The sequence below is a fragment of the Burkholderia sp. MSMB0856 genome (assembly GCF_001524645.2).
In the GTDB taxonomy this organism is placed as follows: domain Bacteria; phylum Pseudomonadota; class Gammaproteobacteria; order Burkholderiales; family Burkholderiaceae; genus Burkholderia; species Burkholderia diffusa.
Genome location: NZ_CP013428.1, coordinates 1318962 through 1337498, shown reverse-complemented (window position 1 = coordinate 1337498; position 18537 = coordinate 1318962). Strand labels below are relative to the sequence as shown.

The window sequence follows — 18537 nt, the reverse complement described above, 5'->3', positions numbered from 1 at the left end:
TCGCCGGCGTATCGGGCGATGGCGGCCCGATATCGTCGATCACGCCGGTTGCGCCGCGACCTCCCGCGCGCGAACCATCGTCAGCGCCGCATCCTCGATCATGTCCTCTTGCCCGCCGACGAGCCGCTGGCGACCCAGTTCGACGAGGATGTCGCGCGCCGGAATCCCGTATTTCGCTTCCGCACGCTTCGCGAACAGCAGGAACGACGAGTAGACGCCCGCATAGCCGAGCGTCAGCGCATCGCGGTCGAGGCGGATCGGCGCGTCCATGATCGGCACGACGAGATCCTCGGCGACGTCGGAAATCGCGAACACGTCGACGCCCGTCTCGATCCCCATCCGGTCGCACACGGCGACGAACACTTCCATCGGCGTATTGCCCGCGCCCGCGCCGAGGCCGGCCGCGGCCGCGTCGATCCGGTTCGCGCCGGCAGCGACCGCCGCGACCGAATTTGCGACACCCATCGCGAGGTTGTGGTGGCCGTGGAAGCCGAGTTCCGTCTCCGGCTTCAGCGCGGCGCGCACCTGGCCGATCCGCGCGGTCACGTCGTCGGGCAGCATGTGGCCTGCCGAATCGGTGATGTAGATGCAGTTCGCGCCGTACGACTCCATCAGCTTCGCCTGCACGACGAGCTGCTCGGGCGACGACATGTGCGCCATCATCAGGAATCCGACCGTATCGAGTCCGAGTGTGCGGGCCAGGCCGATGTGCTGTTCCGACACGTCCGCTTCGGTGCAGTGCGTGGCGACGCGGATCGTGCCGACGCCGAGTTCGTGCGCCATGCGCAAGTGCTCGACGGTGCCGATGCCCGGCAGCAGAAGCGCCGACACCTTCGCCTGCTTCAGCTCCGGGATCACGGCGCTCAGGTACGCCTCGTCGGTATGCGCGGGAAAACCGTAGTTGACCGATGCGCCGCCGAGCCCGTCGCCGTGCGTGACCTCGATCAGCGGCACGCCGGCCGCATCGAGCCCGCGCGCGATGTTGCGCATCTGGTCGAGCGTGATCTGATGACGTTTCGGGTGCATCCCGTCGCGCAACGACATGTCGTGGACGGTGATCTTCTTGCCTGCAAGTGACATCGTGTGACTCCTCGACTCAAGCGGTGGCGGCCGTCGCGGCCAGCATCTGTTCGGCGAAACGCTCGGCCGTGGCGGCCGCGGCGGCGGTCATGATGTCGAGGTTGCCCGCGTACTTCGGCAGGTAGTCGCCGAGCCCCTCGACTTCCATGAAGACCGACACGCGGTTGCCGTCGAACACCGGGCCGTTCTTCAGCGTGTAGCCGGGCACGTAGCGCTGCACTTCCTTGACCATCGCGTGCACCGACGCGGTGATCGCGTCGACGTCGGGCGGGCCGTCGGTCAGGCAGTGGATCGTGTCGCGCATGATCAGCGGCGGTTCGGCCGGATTGATCACGATGATCGCCTTGCCCTTGCGAGCACCGCCGACCTGTTCGATCGCGCCGGACGTCGTGCGCGTGAATTCGTCGATGTTCTTGCGCGTGCCGGGGCCGACCGAGCGCGACGATACCGTTGCGACGATCTCGCCGTACGCGACCGGCTGCACGCGCGACACCGCGTACACCATCGGGATCGTCGCCTGGCCGCCGCAGGTCACCATGTTGACGTTCATCTGCGCGCTGTCGAGGTGCGCGTCGAGGTTCACCGGCGGCACGCAATACGGCCCGATCGCGGCGGGCGTCAGGTCGATCATCTTCACGCCGAGCGCGGTGAGCTTGTCGGAGTTGTCGCGATGCACGTACGCGGAGGTCGCGTCGAATGCGATGCGGATGTCGTCGGCGGCGACGTGCGGCAGCAGCCCGTTGACACCCCGGTCGGTGGTCTTCAGGCCGAATTCGCGGGCACGCGCGAGGCCGTCGGATGCCGGGTCGACGCCGACCATCCACACGGGTTCGAGCACCGTCGAGCGGCGCAGCTTGTACAGCAGGTCGGTGCCGATGTTGCCGGGCCCGATCAGTGCGCATTTGATTTTCTTCATCAGGTTCGTTCCTTTAGATAAAGCGGACGTCGCAACTGCCGATGCCGGAAATGTGCATCGACAGCGCGTCGCCGGCCGTGACCGGAATCAGTTTCGCGAGCGAGCCGGACAGCACGATCTCGCCGGCAAGCAGCGGCACGTCGTATTCGGCGAGGGTGTTCGCGAGCCACGCGACGGCGTCGGCGGGATGGCCGAGCGCCGCGTCGCCGCGGCCTTGCGCGACGCGCTCGCCGTTCTTCTCGATCGTCATCTCGCACGCCGCGAGGTCGAGCGTGCGCGGGTCGACGCGCGCATCGCCGAGCACGTACACGCCGCACGACGCGTTGTCGGCGACGGTGTCCTCGATACGGATCGCCCAGTCGCGGATGCGCGAATCGACGATTTCGAAGCAGGGCGCTACGGCGGCCGTCGCGGCGATCACGTCGGTGCGGTCGATGCCGGGGCCGCGCAGGTCGCGCGCCAGGATGAACGCGATTTCGCCTTCGGCGCGCGGCGCGATCAGCGATTCGGTGGCGATTGCCTCGCCGGCCGCGTAGTGCATGCCCGACAGCAGGATGCCGAAATCGGGCTGGCGCACGTTCAGCATGTCCTGCACGGCCTGGCTCGTCACGCCGATCTTCTTGCCGACCACCGATTCGCCGCGCTCGACGCGGCGTTCGATGAAGCGTTGCTGGATGCGGTAGGCATCGTCGAGGGACAGCCGGCGCGGGCGGCTCGACAGCGGCGCGACCGGTGCGCGTGCGTGCCACGCGGCGTACAGCTCGTCGCCGAGCGTCGTATGCAAGCGGGAAGACATGAAAGGGCCCTCGAATGGAAAAGGCCGCCGTTTCGGGCGGCGTCGGGCGCCGGAGCGCGGCTCCGGCGCGTGGGGCGCGGGCGTGTCGCGCCGGATGCTTAGTTACCCGAACTGCGGATCGCGTCCGGCGAGAAGTACGCCTCGCTGAACTGCGGGCTGCTGTCGAGTTTCGGCATCGGCCCTTCGTTGGTCAGGCGGTCGGCCATGTACGCGCCGGAGATCAGGTCGTGGAAGAACACGACGCCGGGGTAGAACGTCTTCGCGTCGTATGCGTACAGCGTCGTCGCGACGTTGGTGCGCCACAGCTGGCCCCGTGCGTCGTAGTTGTCGGCGAGCAGCGTCATCCACGAATCCTCGTCGATGTACAGCACGCGCTTCGCATACTGGTGGCGATAGCCGCTCTTCAACGTGGCCTGCAGCACCCATACGCGATGCAGCTCGTAGCGGATGTACGACGGGTTCTCGTGGCCCTTGGTCAGCAGGTCCGCATACTTGACCGAGCTGTCCATCGCCTTGTAGTTGTCGTACGGCACGTAGATTTCGCGCTTGCCGACGATCTTCCAGTCGTAGCGGTCGCCGGGGCCGTTGTACAGGCGGTCGTCGTCGACGGTGCGGAAGCCGCCGGGGCCCTGCGGCTGGTCATAGCCGTATTCGGGCGCCTGGCGCACGCGCCGCGTGCCGGGGTTGTACATCCACGTGCGCGACGAGTTGTCGGCGCCGGCCTTGTCCCAGTTCGTGAAGCCGACGATCAGCGAGCCGCGGTCCGACAGCGGCAGCTCCGTCGCGTTGCGGTAGAACGTGCGGTTGTTCAGGTCGCTCTTCACGTCGTACTTGCCGACATTGCGCGGCGAGTAGATGTCGTAGCGCACCTTGCCCCACGCGATGTTGCCGTCGGAGTACACGACCGCCTGATCGTAGGTCGCCTGCTCGGTGCCGATCGCCGACGAGAAGCGCTGGTTCCACAGCAGCTCGGCGGCCGTCTTCGGAATCGGGTAGGGCACTTGCGGCGGCGCATTGGTCAGCCCGTTCGCGTCGGACGTCATCGTCGAGTCGGGCGCGTACGTGCGGATGTCCTTGTAGACGGAATCCGCGTAGCGGAAGTCGCGATGGCTCGGGTAGACGTTGATCTTGAACGTGGCCGGGTAGCGCTTGAACATCGCCTTCTGGCCGTCGGTCAGGTGCTCCGCGTACTGCGCCATGTTCTCCGCGGTGATCGTCGCGACTGGCTTCTCGCTCGCGAACGGATCGGGGTAGCGGCCGCCACGCTTGTACTGCACGTCGGGCGGCGTGCCGAGCCACTTGCCCGACCACTCCGGCACGCCGCTGTCCTTGCTCGCGGCGCGCACCGCGCCCATCGGCGTGAGCGGGCCGTCGAGCGCCTTCAGGTCGTCCGGCGTGACCTTCGGGAACGACGCCGTCGCGACGAGTGCGCACGCGGCCATCACCGACGCGCGCAGGAGGGGGAGACGAGTTCGTTTCATGACAAATCCTCTTCTTGCTGAGTGACGAGCGGCCGAGCCGCTCAGAAGTGGTAGGTCGCCGTGGCCAGCACGTAGTCCCGATCGGCGAGCGGACGTGTGACGGGATTCGGCGAGCCGAGGAACTTCGCGTAGACGAGCGACAGCGACAGGTTGCTCAGGCGCGTGAACGTGACGCCGGCGGTCACGCGGTGGTCGCCCTGGCCCGTCAGCGAGCCGAGCGCGCCGGCCAGCGGCGACGTACCCGCCAGGTCGTGCGTGTACGTTAGCGGCACGTCGAGATCCCAGCCGTTGAACACGTTCTTGTAGCTGAGCGTCCAGGCCAGCTCGAGGGCGAGCGCGTTGCGCGAGTTCGTGAGGGTGGTCGAGCCGTCGACGGCCGAGATGCCGCCCGCGTGCACGTACGTGATTTCACCGACCAGCGACTGCGAATTCGCGAGGAAGCTCGGCCCGATCGAGTAGATGCCGGACAGGTTGAGCTGCGTGACGTTCGCGCGCGTCGCCTGCGCGCCGGTCGTCGTGTTGACGAGCACGGCCGCGCCCTGGCGGTATGACGCTTCACCCGCGACGTTGACCGGACCGACCTGCGTCGAGAAGCTCGCGCCGGTCAGCTTGATGTTGTTGAAATAGGTCTGCCGGTACTGGAGAACGGGATAGAACGACGTGACGACGCTCGGGTTCATGTCGTTGTAATGCAGGTGATACACGCCGAGCTCGGTATCGCCGAACACGCGCAGGCGTGCGCCGATACCCCACTGGTTGTGAGCGCTCGGCTTTTCGTCTGCGCCGCGCGGAATGATCATCCCGCCCGGGCCGATGATGAACTGCGCGCCCGGGCCGACCACGTCCGAATAGCTCCAGTACGTGCCGGGCGCGGTCAGGCGGTTCTGCTGGAACGAGAACTGGTAGTAGCCGAGCAAGCTGAAGTTCGGCGTGATCTGCCACTGCGTCGAGATCTGCGGGACGGGCAGCAGGATGTCCTTCACCTGAGCGCCCGCGACATAGGATTTGGTGGCGTCGGCCGGGCCTTGCGCGCCCGCGATGTTCGGGAAGAACAGGCTTTCGCCCCAGGCGACCACCTGGTCGCCGACCTTCACGTTCAGGCTCGTCGCGCCGATCTTGAAGGTGTTGTACGCGTAGGCGGCGAGCAGCGTCGTGTGGCCGCCCGACCAGTAGCGGGCATCGCTCGTGAAGTTGTTGTACTGGCCCGACTGGTTCACGGTGCCCGGCGCGTCGTTGTAGTTCGGGCGGTGATAGGCCTGATCGTAGAACGTGCTCGCGCGGACGAACACACCCCAGTCGTCGTGCTTCAGGTTCACTTCGCCGAGCAGGCTCACCTGATTCTCGATCAGCTTGTTCTTCGCGAAGTTGCGATCGCCGTCGTCGCCATTGATGTTCGCGGGCGTCAGCAGATTGCCGCTCGGCGCACGCGTGCGCATGCCGAGGCCGTAACTCAGCGTGAACGTGTAGTCCAGCGTCGTGTCGGCGCCAAGCTCGATCGTGCTGCCTGCGTGCGCGTTGGGAACGGCGCACGTCAGCAGCGCGGCGGCCAGCGTCGACAGCGTGGCGGTGGCCCGCTTGTCGGTACGGCGCGAAATCCGTTGATGCATGGTGTCTCCTCTGGGGTATCGACGACGGTCGACTGTGGTTGTCGTGAGAGGCAGAGTAGGGAGATCGCGGTAGCAGGGAATCGTCGAAATGAACTAGATGACTTCCCTAGGACTGGAAACGATCGGGGCGCGCCGGTCGCGTTCGCGCGTCAGCGTGGTTCCGTTCGTGCCGCCGCGAGGAACGCCGGCCGTTCGCCGCCCCCGTCGAGCCGCAGGTTCGCGCCCGACGTGTACGACGCATCGGGCGACGCGAGGAACAGGCACGCCGACGCGACGTCGTCGGGCGTCGCGAGCCGTCCGGCGGGAATCGTCGCGCGGATCGCGTCGAGCGCGGCGTCGTCGCCGTAGTGGCCTTCGGTTGCGGATTCCGTCTGCACGAGGCTCGGGCTGATCGCGCACACGCGCACGCGCGGCGCCCATTCGACCGCGAGCGACGTGACCGCGTTGACGAGACCCGCCTTCGCGGCGCCATAGGCGGCCGTGCCGGGCGAGGGCCGCGATGCGCTGACGCTCGCGATGAACAGCATCACACCGCCGTGCGCTTGCGGCTGCATGATCGCGTTCACGCGCTGCGCGAGCTGCAGCGGCGCGATCAGGTTCAGCCGCACGATCGATTCGGTGAAGCGCGGCGACGCGTCGGCCGCGAGCACGAACGGCGAGCCGCCCGCGTTGTTGACCAGCACGTCGAGGCAGCCGGTGGCGTCGCGGATCGTCGCGAGCATCGCGTCGACCTGCTCGATGTCGCGCAGGTCGGCCGCAATGAAGGTGGCCGTGCGGCCGCCGCCTGAGGGCGGCGTGTCGGGCGCGCTGCGCCCGCACACGAACACGCGCGCGCCCGCCGCGAGAAACCGCTCGGCGATGCGCCGCCCGATGCCCTTGGTGCCGCCCGTCACGAGCACCGTCCTGCCGCTGTAGTCGAATCCGTTCATCGTCTGCCTCCGTTTCGGTGGCCCGATGATAGGAACAAGCGCGCGCGGTTTCGTAGTCTGAAAGGATGATGCCGGCCGGCGCCGGCGGCGCAATCATCGTGGCAGGCATCCATCGACCGACGAAGGAGACAACCCGCGATGACGACCCCCACGACGCCGCCGGCCGGCATCTTCACCGACGTACCGGGCGGCCTGCGCCTGCATCACTTCGAGGCGGGCGACGGCCGCCCGGTGGTGTTCATCCACGGCAGCGGCCCGGGCGCCAGCGGCTTCAGCAACTTCAAGCACAACTACCCGGCATTCGCGGCCGCGGGCCATCGCGCGATCGTCGTCGACCTGCCGGGCTACGGGCAATCGTCGAAGCCGTCCGACGTCGCCTATACGCTCGATTTCTTCGTCGATGCGCTGCACGCGCAGCTGTCCGCGCTTGGCATCGGGCCGGCCGTGCTGCTCGGCAATTCGCTCGGCGGCGCGATCGCGCTGAAATACGCGCTCGATTATCCCGACGAAGTCGACGGGCTGATCATGATGGCGCCGGGCGGCGTCGAGGATCGCGACACCTATTTCCGGATGGAAGGGATCCAGCGAATGGTGAAGCTGTTCACCAATCGCCAGATGAATGACGACACCATGCGCGAGCTGCTGACGCTGCTGGTGCACGATCCGGCGATCGTCACCGACGCGCTCGTCGCCGAGCGGATGAAGGTGTGCGTCGAGCAGCCGACCGAAGTGCTGTCGACGATGAGCGTGCCGAACCTGACGGGGGCGCTCGGCGACCTGCGCTGCCCGGTGCTCGGCTTCTGGGGCACGGACGATCGCTTCAATCCGGTCGGCGGCGCGCTGACGTTCCTCGAACGCTGCCGCGACGCGCGCTTCGTGCTGCTGAACCGCTGCGGCCACTGGGTCATGGTGGAGCACGCGGCGTATTTCAATCGCGAATGCATCGATTTCCTGGCGGCGCCTGCCGCGATCGCCTCACGATAACGCCCGATGCCCCTGATGACCGGCCCGTTCGAGGCCGGTTCGCCTGACTACACGGAGACACAATGAAACTCATCGAAGACCTGTTCGACCTGCGCGGCAAGGTGGCCGCGATCACCGGCGGCGCGCGCGGCATCGGCGCGGAAACGGCACGCACGCTGGCCGCGGCCGGCGCGAGCGTGGCGATCCTCGACGTGCTGTCGCAACCGGCGGAAGCGCTCGTCGAGGAGATCCGCGCGCAAGGCGGCCAGGCCGCGTTCTGGTCGCTCGACGTGACGCGCGAGGCCGACGTGGCGCGCGTGTTCGACGAGATCGTCGCGCGCTTCGGGCGCCTCGACGTGCTCGTGAACAACGCGGGCATCGAAGGGCACAACGTGCCGACGCACGAACTCACGCTCGCGCAATGGCAGCGCGTGCAGGACGTGAACGTCAACGGCGTGTTCCTGTGCACGCGCGCCGCGATTCCGCACCTCGAGGCGGCCGGCGGCGGCTCGATCGTGAACCTGTCGTCGATGTACGGGATCGTCGGCGGTCCCGACGTGCCCGCGTATCACGCGTCGAAGGCGGCGGTGCGGATGATGGCGAAGGTCGACGCGATGCTGTATGCGACGAAGAACATCCGCGCGAACTCGGTGCATCCGGGCTACATCCGCACGCCGATGCTCGAGGACGCATTCCGCCAGATGGGCCAGGATCCGGACCGCGCGTTCGAATACATGCAGACGCACGTGCCGATGGCGAAGATCGGCAGCCCGCGCGACATCGCGGCCGGCATCCTGTATCTCGTGTCGCCGGCGGGGCGCTACGTGACGGGTGCGGAGCTGGTGATCGACGGCGGATACACCGCGCGCTGATTGGCCGCGGCGGTCGAAACGAAACAGGAGACACGCAGTTGAAAGCGCTCGTGGCAGTGAAGCGCGTGGTCGACGCGAACGTGAAGGTCGGCGTGAAGTCCGACCGCACCGGCGTCGATATCGCGAACGTGAAGATGTCGATGAATCCGTTCGACGAGATCGCGGTGGAAGAGGCCGTGCGATTGAAGGAGGCCGGGGTCGTGGCGGAGGTGATCGCGGTGTCGGTCGGTGTGACGCAAGCGCAGGAAACGCTGCGCACGGCGCTGGCGATCGGTGCGGATCGCGCGATCCTCGTCGAGTCGAACGACAGCGTCGAGCCGCTGGCCGTCGCGAAGATCCTGAAGGCGCTGGTCGACAAGGAACAGCCGCAGCTGGTGATCCTCGGCAAGCAGGCGATCGACGACGATTCGAACCAGACGGGCCAGATGCTGGCCGCCCTGGCTGGTTTGCCGCAAGCGACGTTCGCGTCGAAGGTCACGATCGCCGATGGTCGTGCCACGGTCGCTCGGGAAGTCGACGGCGGCGCGGAAACGCTGTCGCTGCAACTGCCGGCAGTCGTGACCACGGACCTGCGCCTGAACGAGCCGCGCTACGTGACGCTGCCGAACATCATGAAGGCGAAGAAGAAGCCGCTGGAAACGGTGAAGCCGGAAGACCTGGGCGTGGACGTCGCGCCGCGTCTGAAGACGCTGAAGGTGGCCGAGCCGCCGAAGCGCGCGGCCGGCGTGAAGGTGCCGGACGTGAAGACGCTGGTCGAGAAGCTGAAGACCGAAGCCAAGGTGCTGTAAGAGGGAGCGGACGGACATGACGATTCTGGTAATCGCCGAGCACGACGCGGCATCGGCAGGCGGCGCTTCGCCGATCAAGGCCGCGACGTTGAATACGGTGGCGGCTGCTGCGAAGATTGGCGGCGACATTCACGTGCTGGTCGCGGGGCACAACGCGCAGGGCGCTGCCGATGCGGCAGCGAAGATCGCAGGCGTGTCGAAGGTACTGCTGGCCGATGCGCCGCAGCTTGCCGACGGTCTCGCCGAGAACATCGAAGCGACTGTGCTGACCATCGCGAAGGATTACTCGCACATCCTCGCGCCGGCAACCGCCTACGGCAAGAACATCGCACCGCGCATCGCCGCGAAGCTGGACGTCGCGCAGATCTCCGACATCACGGCTGTTGATAGTGCCGACACGTTCGAGCGTCCGATCTACGCGGGTAACGCGATCGCGACGGTGCAGTCGAGCGATCCGATCAAGGTGATCACGGTGCGTACGACCGGTTTCGATCCGGTTGCAGCGGAAGGCGGCAGCGCGGCGGTCGAGAAGATCGAAGCGGCGGCCGATGCAGGCAAATCGCAGTTCGTAAGCCGTGAAGTGACGAAGCTGGATCGTCCGGAGCTGACGTCGGCGAGCATCATCGTGTCGGGTGGCCGCGGCCTGGGCAGCGGCGAGAACTACACGAAGGTGCTGGAGCCGCTGGCCGACAAGCTGTCGGCAGCACTGGGCGCATCGCGCGCGGCAGTCGATGCCGGCTACGTGCCGAACGACTACCAGGTCGGCCAGACCGGCAAGATCGTCGCGCCGCAGCTGTACATCGCGGTCGGCATCTCGGGTGCGATCCAGCATCTGGCCGGCATGAAGGATTCGAAGGTGATCGTCGCGATCAACAAGGATCCCGAAGCACCGATCTTCAGCGTGGCCGACTACGGCGTGGTCGGCGATCTGTTTACGCTCGTTCCCGAAGCGGCCGCGGCGCTCTGAGCGATGCCGTTGTTCGAATTCAACGGCATGCGGCCCCGCGTCGATCCGTCCGCGTACGTTCATCCGAGCGCCGTCGTGATCGGCGACGTGACGATCGGCGCGGGCTGCTACATCGGCCCGCATGCCAGCCTGCGCGGCGACTTCGGCGCGATCGTCGTCGAGGACGGCAGCAACGTGCAGGACGGCTGCGTGCTGCACGTCGGCATCGGCGAGACGTGCCGGCTCGGCGCGAACAGCCACATCGGCCACGGCGCGATCGTGCACGGCGCGACGCTCGAGCCGGACACGATGATCGGGATGAACGCGGTCGTGATGGACGGCGCGACGATCGGCGCGACGACGATCGTCGCGGCCTGCGCGTTCGTGAAGGCCGGCTACGTCGTGCCGCGCGGCGTGCTGCTCGCCGGCGTGCCGGGGCGCGTGGTGCGGCGGCTGAGCGCCGCGGAGGTCGACGCGAAGGCGAACGGCACGCGGGTCTATCAGCAGCTCGCGGTGGATTGCCTGAGGACGCTCAGGCAGATCGACGGCGCGTAGGCGATGCGCGTCATCGATCCGGCGGCGGATGCTTGCCGGCCAGAAAGCCGTCGTCGTGCGGCGTGAATACTGCGTCTCCGTGCACGGAGCGACGGCTTTTCTCGGGGTTTGTGCGGATGGCGATTCGTCTTCGCGCATGCCGGTCGTGACGTTCGCGCGGGATCGATTGCCTGATGCGGCGTCGTTGTCTTAAGATCGGCGTCAGACCATCCCTCCGCCTCCGGCGCCGAATGAAAACGACCACACGCCTGCGCGTCGCCATCATCGCTTCGGCTTTCGCCGTCTATCACATATTCATGCACGTCCAGTGGGTCGCCAGCGGTTGCATCGCGTTCCTCGGCAGCCGGCATTGCAGCTTCGAGAACAGTGCGAATTTCGAAGGAATGATGGACCTCGACCTGCTGCTGACCTGCGCGTGGGTCGCGGGCGCGGTGATGGGGTGGTTCGCCGTCGCCCGCGCGCCGAAGAAACCCGGTTAGCCGAGCGGGCGACGCGCAGCCGCCTATTGCGTGCGCACCGGCGCCGGCCGGTCGTGCAGGAACGCGAGCGACAGCGCCGCGAGACCACAGCTCGCGATGAGCATCAGCAACGCGCCCTTGCCGGCATGTACCATGACCCAGCCGCCGACCGACGGAAAGCCGAACGTGCCGATGAAATACGACGCGACGAACCACGTCAGCACGCCATGCCGTTGTGTATCCGCGCAATCGTTGAGCGCCTGCGCCTGGATGACCGGATACATGAGCCCGTAGCCGGCGCCGAGCAGCACGGCCGCGACGGCCTGTAGCGATGCATGCTGGGCGGCGCCGAACATGGCGAGCGCACCGAGCATCATCATCATCATGAGCAACCCCTTGGTCGCGGTTTCGGGGCGCGCCATCCTGACCCATTTCCCAAGCAGCCAGCGCGCACTCAGCACCGTCATCGTGTAAAGGCTGAAGAATGTGCCGGCGCGCGCCTGCGTGCCTTGCATGAACGACATCTGGAACGTCATCAGGCCGGAGAACACGCAGGTGCCGAGCGCGATCATCGCGATCGGCGCGGCCGCGCGCGTGCGCGAGATGGCCCGGAGTTCGCGCACCCAGCGGCCACCGGATGCAACGGCGGGCGGGTGCGGACACAGGCGACCGAACGCTTCGAACATCAGCGAGGCGACCGCACATAGCGCGCCGACCGCATAAAGCGTGTCGTCGATCGACCAGTGGAGCATGCGCATCGCATACGAGGCGAACGCCGGGGACGCGCCGATCCCCGTCATCTGGAAAGTCGCCGAGCGGAAGAACCACACGTTCCGGGCGGCGCCGCTGGTCCGCTCGGCCAGCGACATCGGCGCGGCCAGATGAAACGCGCCCCAGCCGAAGCCGACCAGGAAGCCGGACGGCAAATCGGCGGCCGGCGCGCGCCCGACGAGTGCGAAGCCGACGATGCCGGCGCCGATGCACAGCGACGACAGCGCGGCGATCCGCGCGGCGCCGATCTGCCGCGAGAACCAGCCGACCACCGCCAGACCGGCGAAGGTGCCGACGGTCGCGGCGGCCAGTGCGGCTCCGGTATCGAGATCGCTGCCGCCGATCGCGCGAAAACGCATCGACAGCAGGAAGGTTGCGCCGTAGCCGCCCGCGGTGAGCAGGGTGCCGACGAGAAAGAGCAACGCAGTTTGAACGCGCATGACAGCCATCCGGGGCGGCAGAGACGGTCAGAAATCGTCGATTGCGAGACAGTATGGACCAGGACCGATGCGGGATGCCCGCATTTGCGATGACGTGATCGCGCCATCGGCTCTTGTCGGACGTGGCTCGAACATGGTCCACCGGACGCGCCGTCTCGGGCGGTGCGGCCTGCGCCCGGAGGCGCCGCACGACGACAACGCATTCGTCCGATCAGCGTCGTCGCACGACGCCGCCGGCGGCGCTTACCTCGCTCGCTCGCGCGTCTCGCGCGGCCTTTGCTTTCCCCTGTGCGCTGCACTAGATTCGAAGCATTACGTGCCACCGAACGCGCGAGGTGAAGCCATGACGCCTTGGGAGATTCAGGGAACCGAACTAATGAACTGCAATTGCTCATACGGTTGCCCCTGCCAGTTCAATTCGTTGCCGACGCACGGCAACTGCGAAGCGATGGGTGCGATTTCGATCGACAGCGGCCACTACGGCGACGTGGTGCTCGATGGCGTCCGGATCGCAGTCGTGTTCCAGTGGCCGGGGCCGATTCACGAAGGCCACGGACGGTGCCAGCCGATTGTCGACGAGCGCGCGAGTCCGGCGCAGTGCGAGGCCGTGCTGAAGATCATGACCGGTCAGGACACCGATCCGTTCGCGACGATGTTCTCCGTGTTCGCGTCGACGCTCGAGCACGCATACGATCCGATCTTCGCGAAGATCGATTTCGACGTCGATGTCGATGCGCGGCGCGGCCGAATCGGCGTCGAGGGCGTGTTCGACATCGTCGGCGAGCCGATCCGCAATCCGGTGACGGGCGCCGAGCATCGCGTGCGGATCGACCTGCCGCACGGCTTCGAATACGAGCTGGCCGAGATCGGTTCGGGCACCGGCCGGTCGCGTGGCCACATCGAGCTGAATCTCGAGCGGAGCTACGCGCAGTTCGCGCGGCTGCACCTGAACAACCATGGGCTGATCCGGCATCGCGTCGCGGCATGATCCCCGTCGGCGATTTTCTCGGACGCGAGCGCGTCGTCACGCTGCTCGGCATGACCGCGCTCGTCGGCGCGTGCTGGGTCTACCTGTGGACGGGCGCGGGCACCGGCATGTCGGCGCTGGACATGACGGCGGTGGCGTTGTTTCCGCATCGGCTGGCCGACGACACGGGGGCCATGGATCCATCGCTGGCGACCGTGGTCCTGATGTGGTGGGTGATGATGATCGCGATGATGACGCCCGGCGCGGCGCCGCTCGTGCTGTTGTACCGGCGCGTGCTGAGGCATCGCGGTGCGCAGGGCGACGGGGCGGCCGTGACGTCGGCGTTCCTGCTGGCAGGCTACCTGGCCGCGTGGTTGGCGTTCTCGGTCGCCGCGGCCATGCTGCAGATGCTGCTGCAGCCTGCCGGCCTGATCTCCGGAATGATGCTGTGGTCGAAGAGTGCCGCGCTGTCCGCGATCGTCCTCGCGCTGGCCGGCGCCTATCAATTCTCGCCGCTGAAACAGGCGTGCCTGCGGCAATGCCGGTCGCCGGTCCGGTTTCTCACGACGTACTGGCGCCCGGGAGTCGCGGGCAGCTTCCTGCTCGGCGTGCGGCACGGTGCGTATTGCGTGGGTTGCTGCTGGCTGCTGATGGCGCTGCTGTTCGTCGGCGGCGTGATGAACGTCGTGTGGATCGTCGCGTTGTCGCTGTTCGTGCTCGTCGAAAAGGTGCTGCCGGGCGGCGAGCGCATGGGCCGCGCACTGGGCATCGTGCTGATCGCGTGGGCGGTCGCGACGTTGCTGGTGTAGCGGGCGCGTTCGTCTTTGGCTCAACAACGGAGTGTCTCGATGAAAATCCGATGCCTCGCCATCACAGTCCTCGGTGCGATGGCCGTCGTCGCGACGCCGGTGCGTGCGGGCGGGAGCATGTCCGACATGAGCATGGGCGACATGAAGATGTCGGCGCCGGATTCGGCGTTGACCGATGCCGAAGTGAAGCGGATCGATGCCGCGCACGGCATGGTGACGCTGAAGCACGGCGCGCTCGAGAACGTCGGGATGGCGCCGATGACGATGGCGTTCAAGGCCGGCGACCCGGCGATGATCGAGTCGTTGCACGTGGGCGACAAGGTCAGGGTCCGGGTCGAGCGCGTGGCGGGCACGCTGACGATCGTGAAGCTCGTGCAACGGCAGTAGCGATCGCCGGTGCTAACCCGGTCCGTCGCCGGAGTCACCCTCGGTTTCAGCAAAATTCAACTCGACGCCATTGCCGGCCGGATCGGTGAAAAACAGCTGAAGCTGGCGCGTGAGCGGCACGTACGTGCGCGAGTACCGGACCTGCGCGTCGGCCAGGCGCCGTTCCATGTCGGCCGCGTTCTCGCATGAAAACGCCATATGGTCGAACGTGTTGACGACGTGCGCCGGCCGAACCTCGCCCGGCCGCGCTTCCGACAGATGGAGGATCGCCTGCCCGCCCGCGTAGAGCCAGTAGCCGTTGCTCTGGAACGGCGGTCGATAGCCCGGCTGGAGGCCCACGACGTTCACGTAGAAATCGCGCAGCGTATCGAGCGTGGTGCGATCCGCGCGCAGGTTGTAATGATTGAGTCCGATCACTGACATGGCAGGTTGTCCGGTTCGTGCAAGGTGCGTCGCGCACAGCATCGCGCAACGCGGGGCGTCCTGTCACCCCCGCATGCCTTTGACCGCCGCGGCCGGCCGCGCGAGCCCGCGCGCCGGCAGCGGCGTCGACATCACGATCGACGTGCGCGTTTCGCCGTACAGGTTGATGCGCTCGATCAGTTGCTCGAGGTGCGCCATGCTGACGGCGACGAACCGCATCACGTAGGAATCCGCGCCGGTCACGTGATGGCACTCGACCACTTCGGGAATCGTCTCCAGCAGTTTCAGGAATTTCGCCTTCGCCGGCTGCGGCACCGTGATGCCGATCAGCGCGCTCACCGGATAGCCGGCCGCGGCCGGATTGACCCGCGCCGTGTAGCCGTCGATCACGCCGGCCGATTCGAGGCGCTTCACGCGTTCCGTCACCGCCGGCACCGACAAGTGAACCTGGCGCGCCAGCTCCGTGTAGCTGATGCGGCCGTTGGCCTGCAGCAGCGCGAGTATCTTCCAGTCGAGTTCGTCCATCGCGGCGGAGTTTTTAAGGTGAAGGCCCCATTTTTCCTTAAAAACCGTCTTCAGCGGCGACCGGACTTTCCCTACGATGTGGTTCATGTCATTGCATGTCGCGAGGAGCCGGCCATGCTGTTCATCAAGTCCGTCGTGATGGGGTTGTCGATCGCCGTGCCGGTCGGCCCGATCGGCATGCTCTGTATCCAGCGCAGCCTGAGTCGCGGCTTTCACGCGGGGTTCGCGACGGGCATCGGCGCCGCGTGCGCCGATGCGATCTACGGGCTGCTCGGCGCGCTGGGCGTCGCCGGCATCGTTACCGCGTTTCCGATGCTGACCGTCGCGCTGAAAATCGTCGGCGGTGCGTTCCTCGTATGGCTGGCCTGGTCCATCGCGCGGCAGGCGCCGGCCGCGTCGGCTGCGGTGCAGGACGTGCCGCGCACGACCGTGCTGCGCGATTTCCTGACGACCTTCGGCCTCACGCTGTCGAACCCGATGACGATCCTGTCTTTCGTCGGGATCTTCGCGGCGCTCGGCCCGCTGGCGGGCACGCATGCCGGCACGATGGGGCCGACCGTGGCGTCGATGGTCGCGGGCGTGTTCCTCGGATCCGCGACGTGGTGGCTGTGCTTGAGCAGCGCGACCGCCGCGTTGCGCACGAAGATGCCGCTCACGTTCATGCACGGGCTGTCGCGCGTGTCGGCCGTCGTGATCGCGGTGTTCGGCGCGATCCAGTTGATCGCGGGCATGCGCGGCGTCGTCTGGTCATGACGCAAGCCGCGGCACCGGCACACCGCGCGCGCGGTCAGAACGTGTAGCTGACCTTGCCGAACGCGGTGCGGCCGAGCGTGTTGTAGCCGTACGCGGTCATGTACTGACGGTCGAACAGGTTCGACAGCGTCGCCGACACCGTCAGGTGCGAATTGATCCTGTACGACGCGCGCAGGTTCACGGTCAGGTACGACGGCAGATACGTCGTGTTGGCCGGGTCGTCGAACGTCGTGCCGCCGTAGTTCAGCGACGCGCCCGTGCTCAGTGCGTGCAGGTTGAATTCGTCCCACGTGTGGTCGACGTTGACGCTGACCGTCTGGCGCGGCCGGCGGTTGAGCCAGCTGTCGTTGGTTTCGTCCTGGGGATTCAGGAAACCGACCGCGACGCTCACCGGCGTATAACGGCCGATCGTGCCCTTGTACGACAGGTCGATGCCGCGAATATGCGAGCGACCGATGTTCATCGGCGAGCGCGTCGCGGGGTTGTAGGCAACCAGGTTGTTGATGCGCGTGTCGTAGATCGCGGCGCTGAACGTGCCGTACGCCGTGTTCGCATCGAGCGCGGCCTCGACCGAATCGCTGCGTTCCGGGTTCAGGTCCGGGTTGCCGTAGCCCGGGTAGTACAGATCGTTGAACGAGGGCAGGCGGAACGCGTTGCCGTACGACACGCGGGCCGTATAGACCGGCGTGATGGCCCACGACAGCGCGGCGTTGCCGGTGTTCACGGCCTTGCCGGCGATGATCTCGTGCCGCCCCGCGACGAACATCGTCACGCTGCCGAGCGTCGCCGACTGATGCAGCGAGAACGCGGAGTCGTTGCGCGTGGGCACGCCGTCCGGCACGTCGACCGGCAGGAAGGCCTGTTCGCGCGTGAAGTCGTACGCGACCTTCGTCTCGCCCGACAGCGGCAGGCCGAACAGCCGGAAGCCGTGTTCCTGATGGGTCAGCGACGTCGACGAACTGATGCGCTGCGAGTTGATCTGGTCGGTTGGAATGGTCGGGTCGCTCGCATACAGGAACTGGCGGTCGTTCGCATAACCGAACGACTGGTCGAACTGCGTGTCGGGCGTGATGTCGAGATGGAACGCGATGCCGGTCGTCAGCTGATGATCGAGCTCGCGATTCGCAAAGCCGGCGTTGTCATAGGACAGGTCGGAACGGTGATACAGCGCGAACGTCGAGATCGACCAGTTGTCGCGCGCGTAGCCGAGTCGCGCATCGAGGTCCTGCGCGTGATACGGATTGCGGCCGGCCTCGTGCCCGTATGCGAACGGCCGCGTTGCGTCGATGCCGGCCGTGTTGTAGTCGTGCAGGCCGAGCGTGTAGGTGAGGCCGCCGAGCGCGGCGAGCGGCCCCGTCGACGGCACGGTGCCCGACGTGCGCACCTGCGTGTCGAAGGTCTTGTTCGAGCCGCCGCCGAACGACACGGTCGTCTGGTTCGGCTGGCCTGCGGCGCGGCGCGTGAACAGTTGCACGACGCCGCCCATCGCGTTCGCGCCGAACGATGCGGCGGCCGGCCCCGAGATCACCTCGACGCGTTCGAACGCGTCGGTCGGCAGGTCGGCCCACGGCGCGATGCCGGTCGTCGGCGAGCCGATCCGGATGCCGTCGATGAACACCGCGACCTGGTTGGCGGACGAGCCGCGGATGCTTACGGACGCCGACGAGCCGGGGCCGCCGTTCTGCGAGACGGTCACGCCCGGCAGCGTCGCGAGCGCCTGCGTGATGCTCGGGTCGCTCGGCGACAGCCGATCGAGATCGGCGCGCGTGAGCACCTGCGTCGTCGCATAGCGCTGGTCGAACGATTCGGGCAGGTGCCGCGTGTCGGTCACGCTGATCGTCGGCAGGTCGGCGGCTGCGGCGGGTTGGGGCGGCTGCGGGAGCGCCGTGTCGCCGGCGGCCTGGGCGATCGGGGCGAACAGCGCCGTGGCGGCGGACGTGGCGAGAAGGTGGCGAAGATTCATGAGGCAATGAGCGTGATCGTGTTGCAGGTACGACGAGCGTAAGCGGGTGGCGGTGCGTACCGCCCGGGTTCGTATTGGTCTATCGCGAGACCGGACGGCATGGGCGGT

Annotated in this window: 20 protein-coding genes; 10 read left to right on the top strand and 10 right to left on the bottom strand. The window is 67.1% G+C overall.

All coding sequences use genetic code 11. From position 1 onward, the window contains the following. Positions 1-39: 39 nt before the first annotated feature. The 6 genes from dmpG to WS87_RS23490 form a co-directional block, all read right to left on the bottom strand. A complete protein-coding gene (dmpG, locus tag WS87_RS23515; protein WP_059691330.1) occupies positions 40-1080 on the bottom strand; it encodes a 4-hydroxy-2-oxovalerate aldolase in 1041 nt (346 codons plus the stop codon). Between the two features lie 16 nt (positions 1081-1096). Continuing rightward, positions 1097-1996 carry an acetaldehyde dehydrogenase (acetylating) gene (locus WS87_RS23510; protein ID WP_059819167.1) on the bottom strand — a complete coding sequence of 300 codons (900 nt, stop codon included), beginning with the start codon at positions 1994-1996 and terminating at the stop codon, positions 1097-1099. Between the two features lie 13 nt (positions 1997-2009). After that, positions 2010-2792, bottom strand: coding sequence for a 2-oxopent-4-enoate hydratase (gene dmpE / locus WS87_RS23505; protein ID WP_059697650.1), 783 nt, complete (start codon positions 2790-2792; stop codon positions 2010-2012). A gap of 98 nt (positions 2793-2890) precedes the next feature. Continuing rightward, on the bottom strand, positions 2891-4273 hold the full coding sequence (locus WS87_RS23500; protein ID WP_059691327.1) for a DUF1329 domain-containing protein: 1383 nt from the start codon (positions 4271-4273) through the stop codon (positions 2891-2893). A 41-nt stretch (positions 4274-4314) separates the two neighbouring features. Continuing rightward, positions 4315-5880, bottom strand: coding sequence for a DUF1302 domain-containing protein (locus WS87_RS23495; RefSeq protein ID WP_059819166.1), 1566 nt, complete (start codon positions 5878-5880; stop codon positions 4315-4317). A 149-nt stretch (positions 5881-6029) separates the two neighbouring features. Further along, on the bottom strand, positions 6030-6809 hold the full coding sequence (locus WS87_RS23490; protein WP_059819165.1) for an SDR family oxidoreductase: 780 nt from the start codon (positions 6807-6809) through the stop codon (positions 6030-6032). Between the two features lie 138 nt (positions 6810-6947). Here WS87_RS23490 and WS87_RS23485 point away from each other — a divergent pair, with 138 nt between their 5' ends. The 6 genes from WS87_RS23485 to WS87_RS23460 all read left to right on the top strand — a co-directional run bounded on the left by WS87_RS23485 (position 6948) and on the right by WS87_RS23460 (position 11412). After that, positions 6948-7793: an alpha/beta fold hydrolase gene (locus WS87_RS23485; RefSeq protein ID WP_059819164.1), complete on the top strand. Its 846-nt coding sequence runs from the start codon at positions 6948-6950 to the stop codon at positions 7791-7793. 62 nt (positions 7794-7855) lie between these two features. Next, positions 7856-8644: an SDR family NAD(P)-dependent oxidoreductase gene (locus tag WS87_RS23480; RefSeq protein WP_059819163.1), complete on the top strand. Its 789-nt coding sequence runs from the start codon at positions 7856-7858 to the stop codon at positions 8642-8644. Between the two features lie 38 nt (positions 8645-8682). Beyond that, positions 8683-9432: an electron transfer flavoprotein subunit beta/FixA family protein gene (locus WS87_RS23475; protein ID WP_059819162.1), complete on the top strand. Its 750-nt coding sequence runs from the start codon at positions 8683-8685 to the stop codon at positions 9430-9432. A 16-nt stretch (positions 9433-9448) separates the two neighbouring features. After that, positions 9449-10399, top strand: coding sequence for an electron transfer flavoprotein subunit alpha/FixB family protein (locus tag WS87_RS23470; RefSeq protein WP_059819161.1), 951 nt, complete (start codon positions 9449-9451; stop codon positions 10397-10399). Between the two features lie 3 nt (positions 10400-10402). Beyond that, the gene (locus WS87_RS23465) at positions 10403-10933 is read left to right on the top strand and encodes an acyltransferase (RefSeq protein ID WP_059819160.1); all 531 of its coding nucleotides are present in this window, start codon (positions 10403-10405) and stop codon (positions 10931-10933) included. A gap of 230 nt (positions 10934-11163) precedes the next feature. Then, positions 11164-11412: a hypothetical protein gene (locus WS87_RS23460; protein ID WP_059690174.1), complete on the top strand. Its 249-nt coding sequence runs from the start codon at positions 11164-11166 to the stop codon at positions 11410-11412. Between the two features lie 23 nt (positions 11413-11435). Here the strand turns inward: WS87_RS23460 and WS87_RS23455 are convergent, their stop codons facing one another. Then, on the bottom strand, positions 11436-12602 hold the full coding sequence (locus WS87_RS23455; protein WP_059819668.1) for an MFS transporter: 1167 nt from the start codon (positions 12600-12602) through the stop codon (positions 11436-11438). Between the two features lie 343 nt (positions 12603-12945). Here WS87_RS23455 and WS87_RS23450 point away from each other — a divergent pair, with 343 nt between their 5' ends. The 3 genes from WS87_RS23450 to WS87_RS23440 are packed head-to-tail and all read left to right on the top strand — an operon-like array spanning position 12946 to position 14765. Further along, on the top strand, positions 12946-13590 hold the full coding sequence (locus WS87_RS23450; protein ID WP_059819159.1) for a DUF1326 domain-containing protein: 645 nt from the start codon (positions 12946-12948) through the stop codon (positions 13588-13590). Next, positions 13587-14378 (top strand): DUF2182 domain-containing protein, encoded by a 792-nt coding sequence (locus tag WS87_RS23445; protein ID WP_059819158.1) that lies wholly within the window; start codon positions 13587-13589, stop codon positions 14376-14378. The genes WS87_RS23450 and WS87_RS23445 overlap by 4 nt, the downstream gene beginning before the upstream one ends. A gap of 39 nt (positions 14379-14417) precedes the next feature. Then, positions 14418-14765 (top strand): copper-binding protein, encoded by a 348-nt coding sequence (locus tag WS87_RS23440; RefSeq protein WP_059819157.1) that lies wholly within the window; start codon positions 14418-14420, stop codon positions 14763-14765. Between the two features lie 12 nt (positions 14766-14777). On the opposite strand, the gene WS87_RS23435 is transcribed toward WS87_RS23440, so the two are convergent. Beyond that, entirely contained in the window at positions 14778-15188 is a 411-nt protein-coding gene (locus WS87_RS23435; protein ID WP_059819156.1) for a VOC family protein, read from the bottom strand. 63 nt (positions 15189-15251) lie between these two features. Next, positions 15252-15713: an Lrp/AsnC family transcriptional regulator gene (locus WS87_RS23430; RefSeq protein ID WP_059525614.1), complete on the bottom strand. Its 462-nt coding sequence runs from the start codon at positions 15711-15713 to the stop codon at positions 15252-15254. A 114-nt stretch (positions 15714-15827) separates the two neighbouring features. Between WS87_RS23430 and WS87_RS23425 the strand changes: the two genes are divergently transcribed. Continuing rightward, positions 15828-16466, top strand: coding sequence for a LysE family translocator (locus tag WS87_RS23425; protein WP_059819155.1), 639 nt, complete (start codon positions 15828-15830; stop codon positions 16464-16466). Positions 16467-16500: 34 nt separating this feature from the next. On the opposite strand, the gene WS87_RS23420 is transcribed toward WS87_RS23425, so the two are convergent. After that, positions 16501-18429 (bottom strand): TonB-dependent receptor domain-containing protein, encoded by a 1929-nt coding sequence (locus tag WS87_RS23420; RefSeq protein WP_059819154.1) that lies wholly within the window; start codon positions 18427-18429, stop codon positions 16501-16503. Between the last annotated feature and the right edge of the window lie 108 nt (positions 18430-18537).

What these genes read in the sequence shown, in the direction of transcription:
- dmpG (WP_059691330.1), bottom strand. Translation starts at nt 1,080, where the DNA reads ATGTCACTTGCAGGCAAGAAGATCACCGTCCACGACATGTCGTTGCGC.
- WS87_RS23510 (WP_059819167.1), bottom strand. Translation starts at nt 1,996, where the DNA reads ATGAAGAAAATCAAATGCGCACTGATCGGGCCCGGCAACATCGGCACC.
- dmpE (WP_059697650.1), bottom strand. Translation starts at nt 2,792, where the DNA reads ATGTCTTCCCGCTTGCATACGACGCTCGGCGACGAGCTGTACGCCGCG.
- WS87_RS23500 (WP_059691327.1), bottom strand. Translation starts at nt 4,273, where the DNA reads ATGAAACGAACTCGTCTCCCCCTCCTGCGCGCGTCGGTGATGGCCGCG.
- WS87_RS23495 (WP_059819166.1), bottom strand. Translation starts at nt 5,880, where the DNA reads ATGCATCAACGGATTTCGCGCCGTACCGACAAGCGGGCCACCGCCACG.
- WS87_RS23490 (WP_059819165.1), bottom strand. Translation starts at nt 6,809, where the DNA reads ATGAACGGATTCGACTACAGCGGCAGGACGGTGCTCGTGACGGGCGGC.
- WS87_RS23485 (WP_059819164.1), top strand. Translation starts at nt 6,948, where the DNA reads ATGACGACCCCCACGACGCCGCCGGCCGGCATCTTCACCGACGTACCG.
- WS87_RS23480 (WP_059819163.1), top strand. Translation starts at nt 7,856, where the DNA reads ATGAAACTCATCGAAGACCTGTTCGACCTGCGCGGCAAGGTGGCCGCG.
- WS87_RS23470 (WP_059819161.1), top strand. Translation starts at nt 9,449, where the DNA reads ATGACGATTCTGGTAATCGCCGAGCACGACGCGGCATCGGCAGGCGGC.
- WS87_RS23465 (WP_059819160.1), top strand. Translation starts at nt 10,403, where the DNA reads ATGCCGTTGTTCGAATTCAACGGCATGCGGCCCCGCGTCGATCCGTCC.
- WS87_RS23460 (WP_059690174.1), top strand. Translation starts at nt 11,164, where the DNA reads ATGAAAACGACCACACGCCTGCGCGTCGCCATCATCGCTTCGGCTTTC.
- WS87_RS23455 (WP_059819668.1), bottom strand. Translation starts at nt 12,602, where the DNA reads ATGCGCGTTCAAACTGCGTTGCTCTTTCTCGTCGGCACCCTGCTCACC.
- WS87_RS23450 (WP_059819159.1), top strand. Translation starts at nt 12,946, where the DNA reads ATGACGCCTTGGGAGATTCAGGGAACCGAACTAATGAACTGCAATTGC.
- WS87_RS23445 (WP_059819158.1), top strand. Translation starts at nt 13,587, where the DNA reads ATGATCCCCGTCGGCGATTTTCTCGGACGCGAGCGCGTCGTCACGCTG.
- WS87_RS23440 (WP_059819157.1), top strand. Translation starts at nt 14,418, where the DNA reads ATGAAAATCCGATGCCTCGCCATCACAGTCCTCGGTGCGATGGCCGTC.
- WS87_RS23435 (WP_059819156.1), bottom strand. Translation starts at nt 15,188, where the DNA reads ATGTCAGTGATCGGACTCAATCATTACAACCTGCGCGCGGATCGCACC.
- WS87_RS23430 (WP_059525614.1), bottom strand. Translation starts at nt 15,713, where the DNA reads ATGGACGAACTCGACTGGAAGATACTCGCGCTGCTGCAGGCCAACGGC.
- WS87_RS23425 (WP_059819155.1), top strand. Translation starts at nt 15,828, where the DNA reads ATGCTGTTCATCAAGTCCGTCGTGATGGGGTTGTCGATCGCCGTGCCG.
- WS87_RS23420 (WP_059819154.1), bottom strand. Translation starts at nt 18,429, where the DNA reads ATGAATCTTCGCCACCTTCTCGCCACGTCCGCCGCCACGGCGCTGTTC.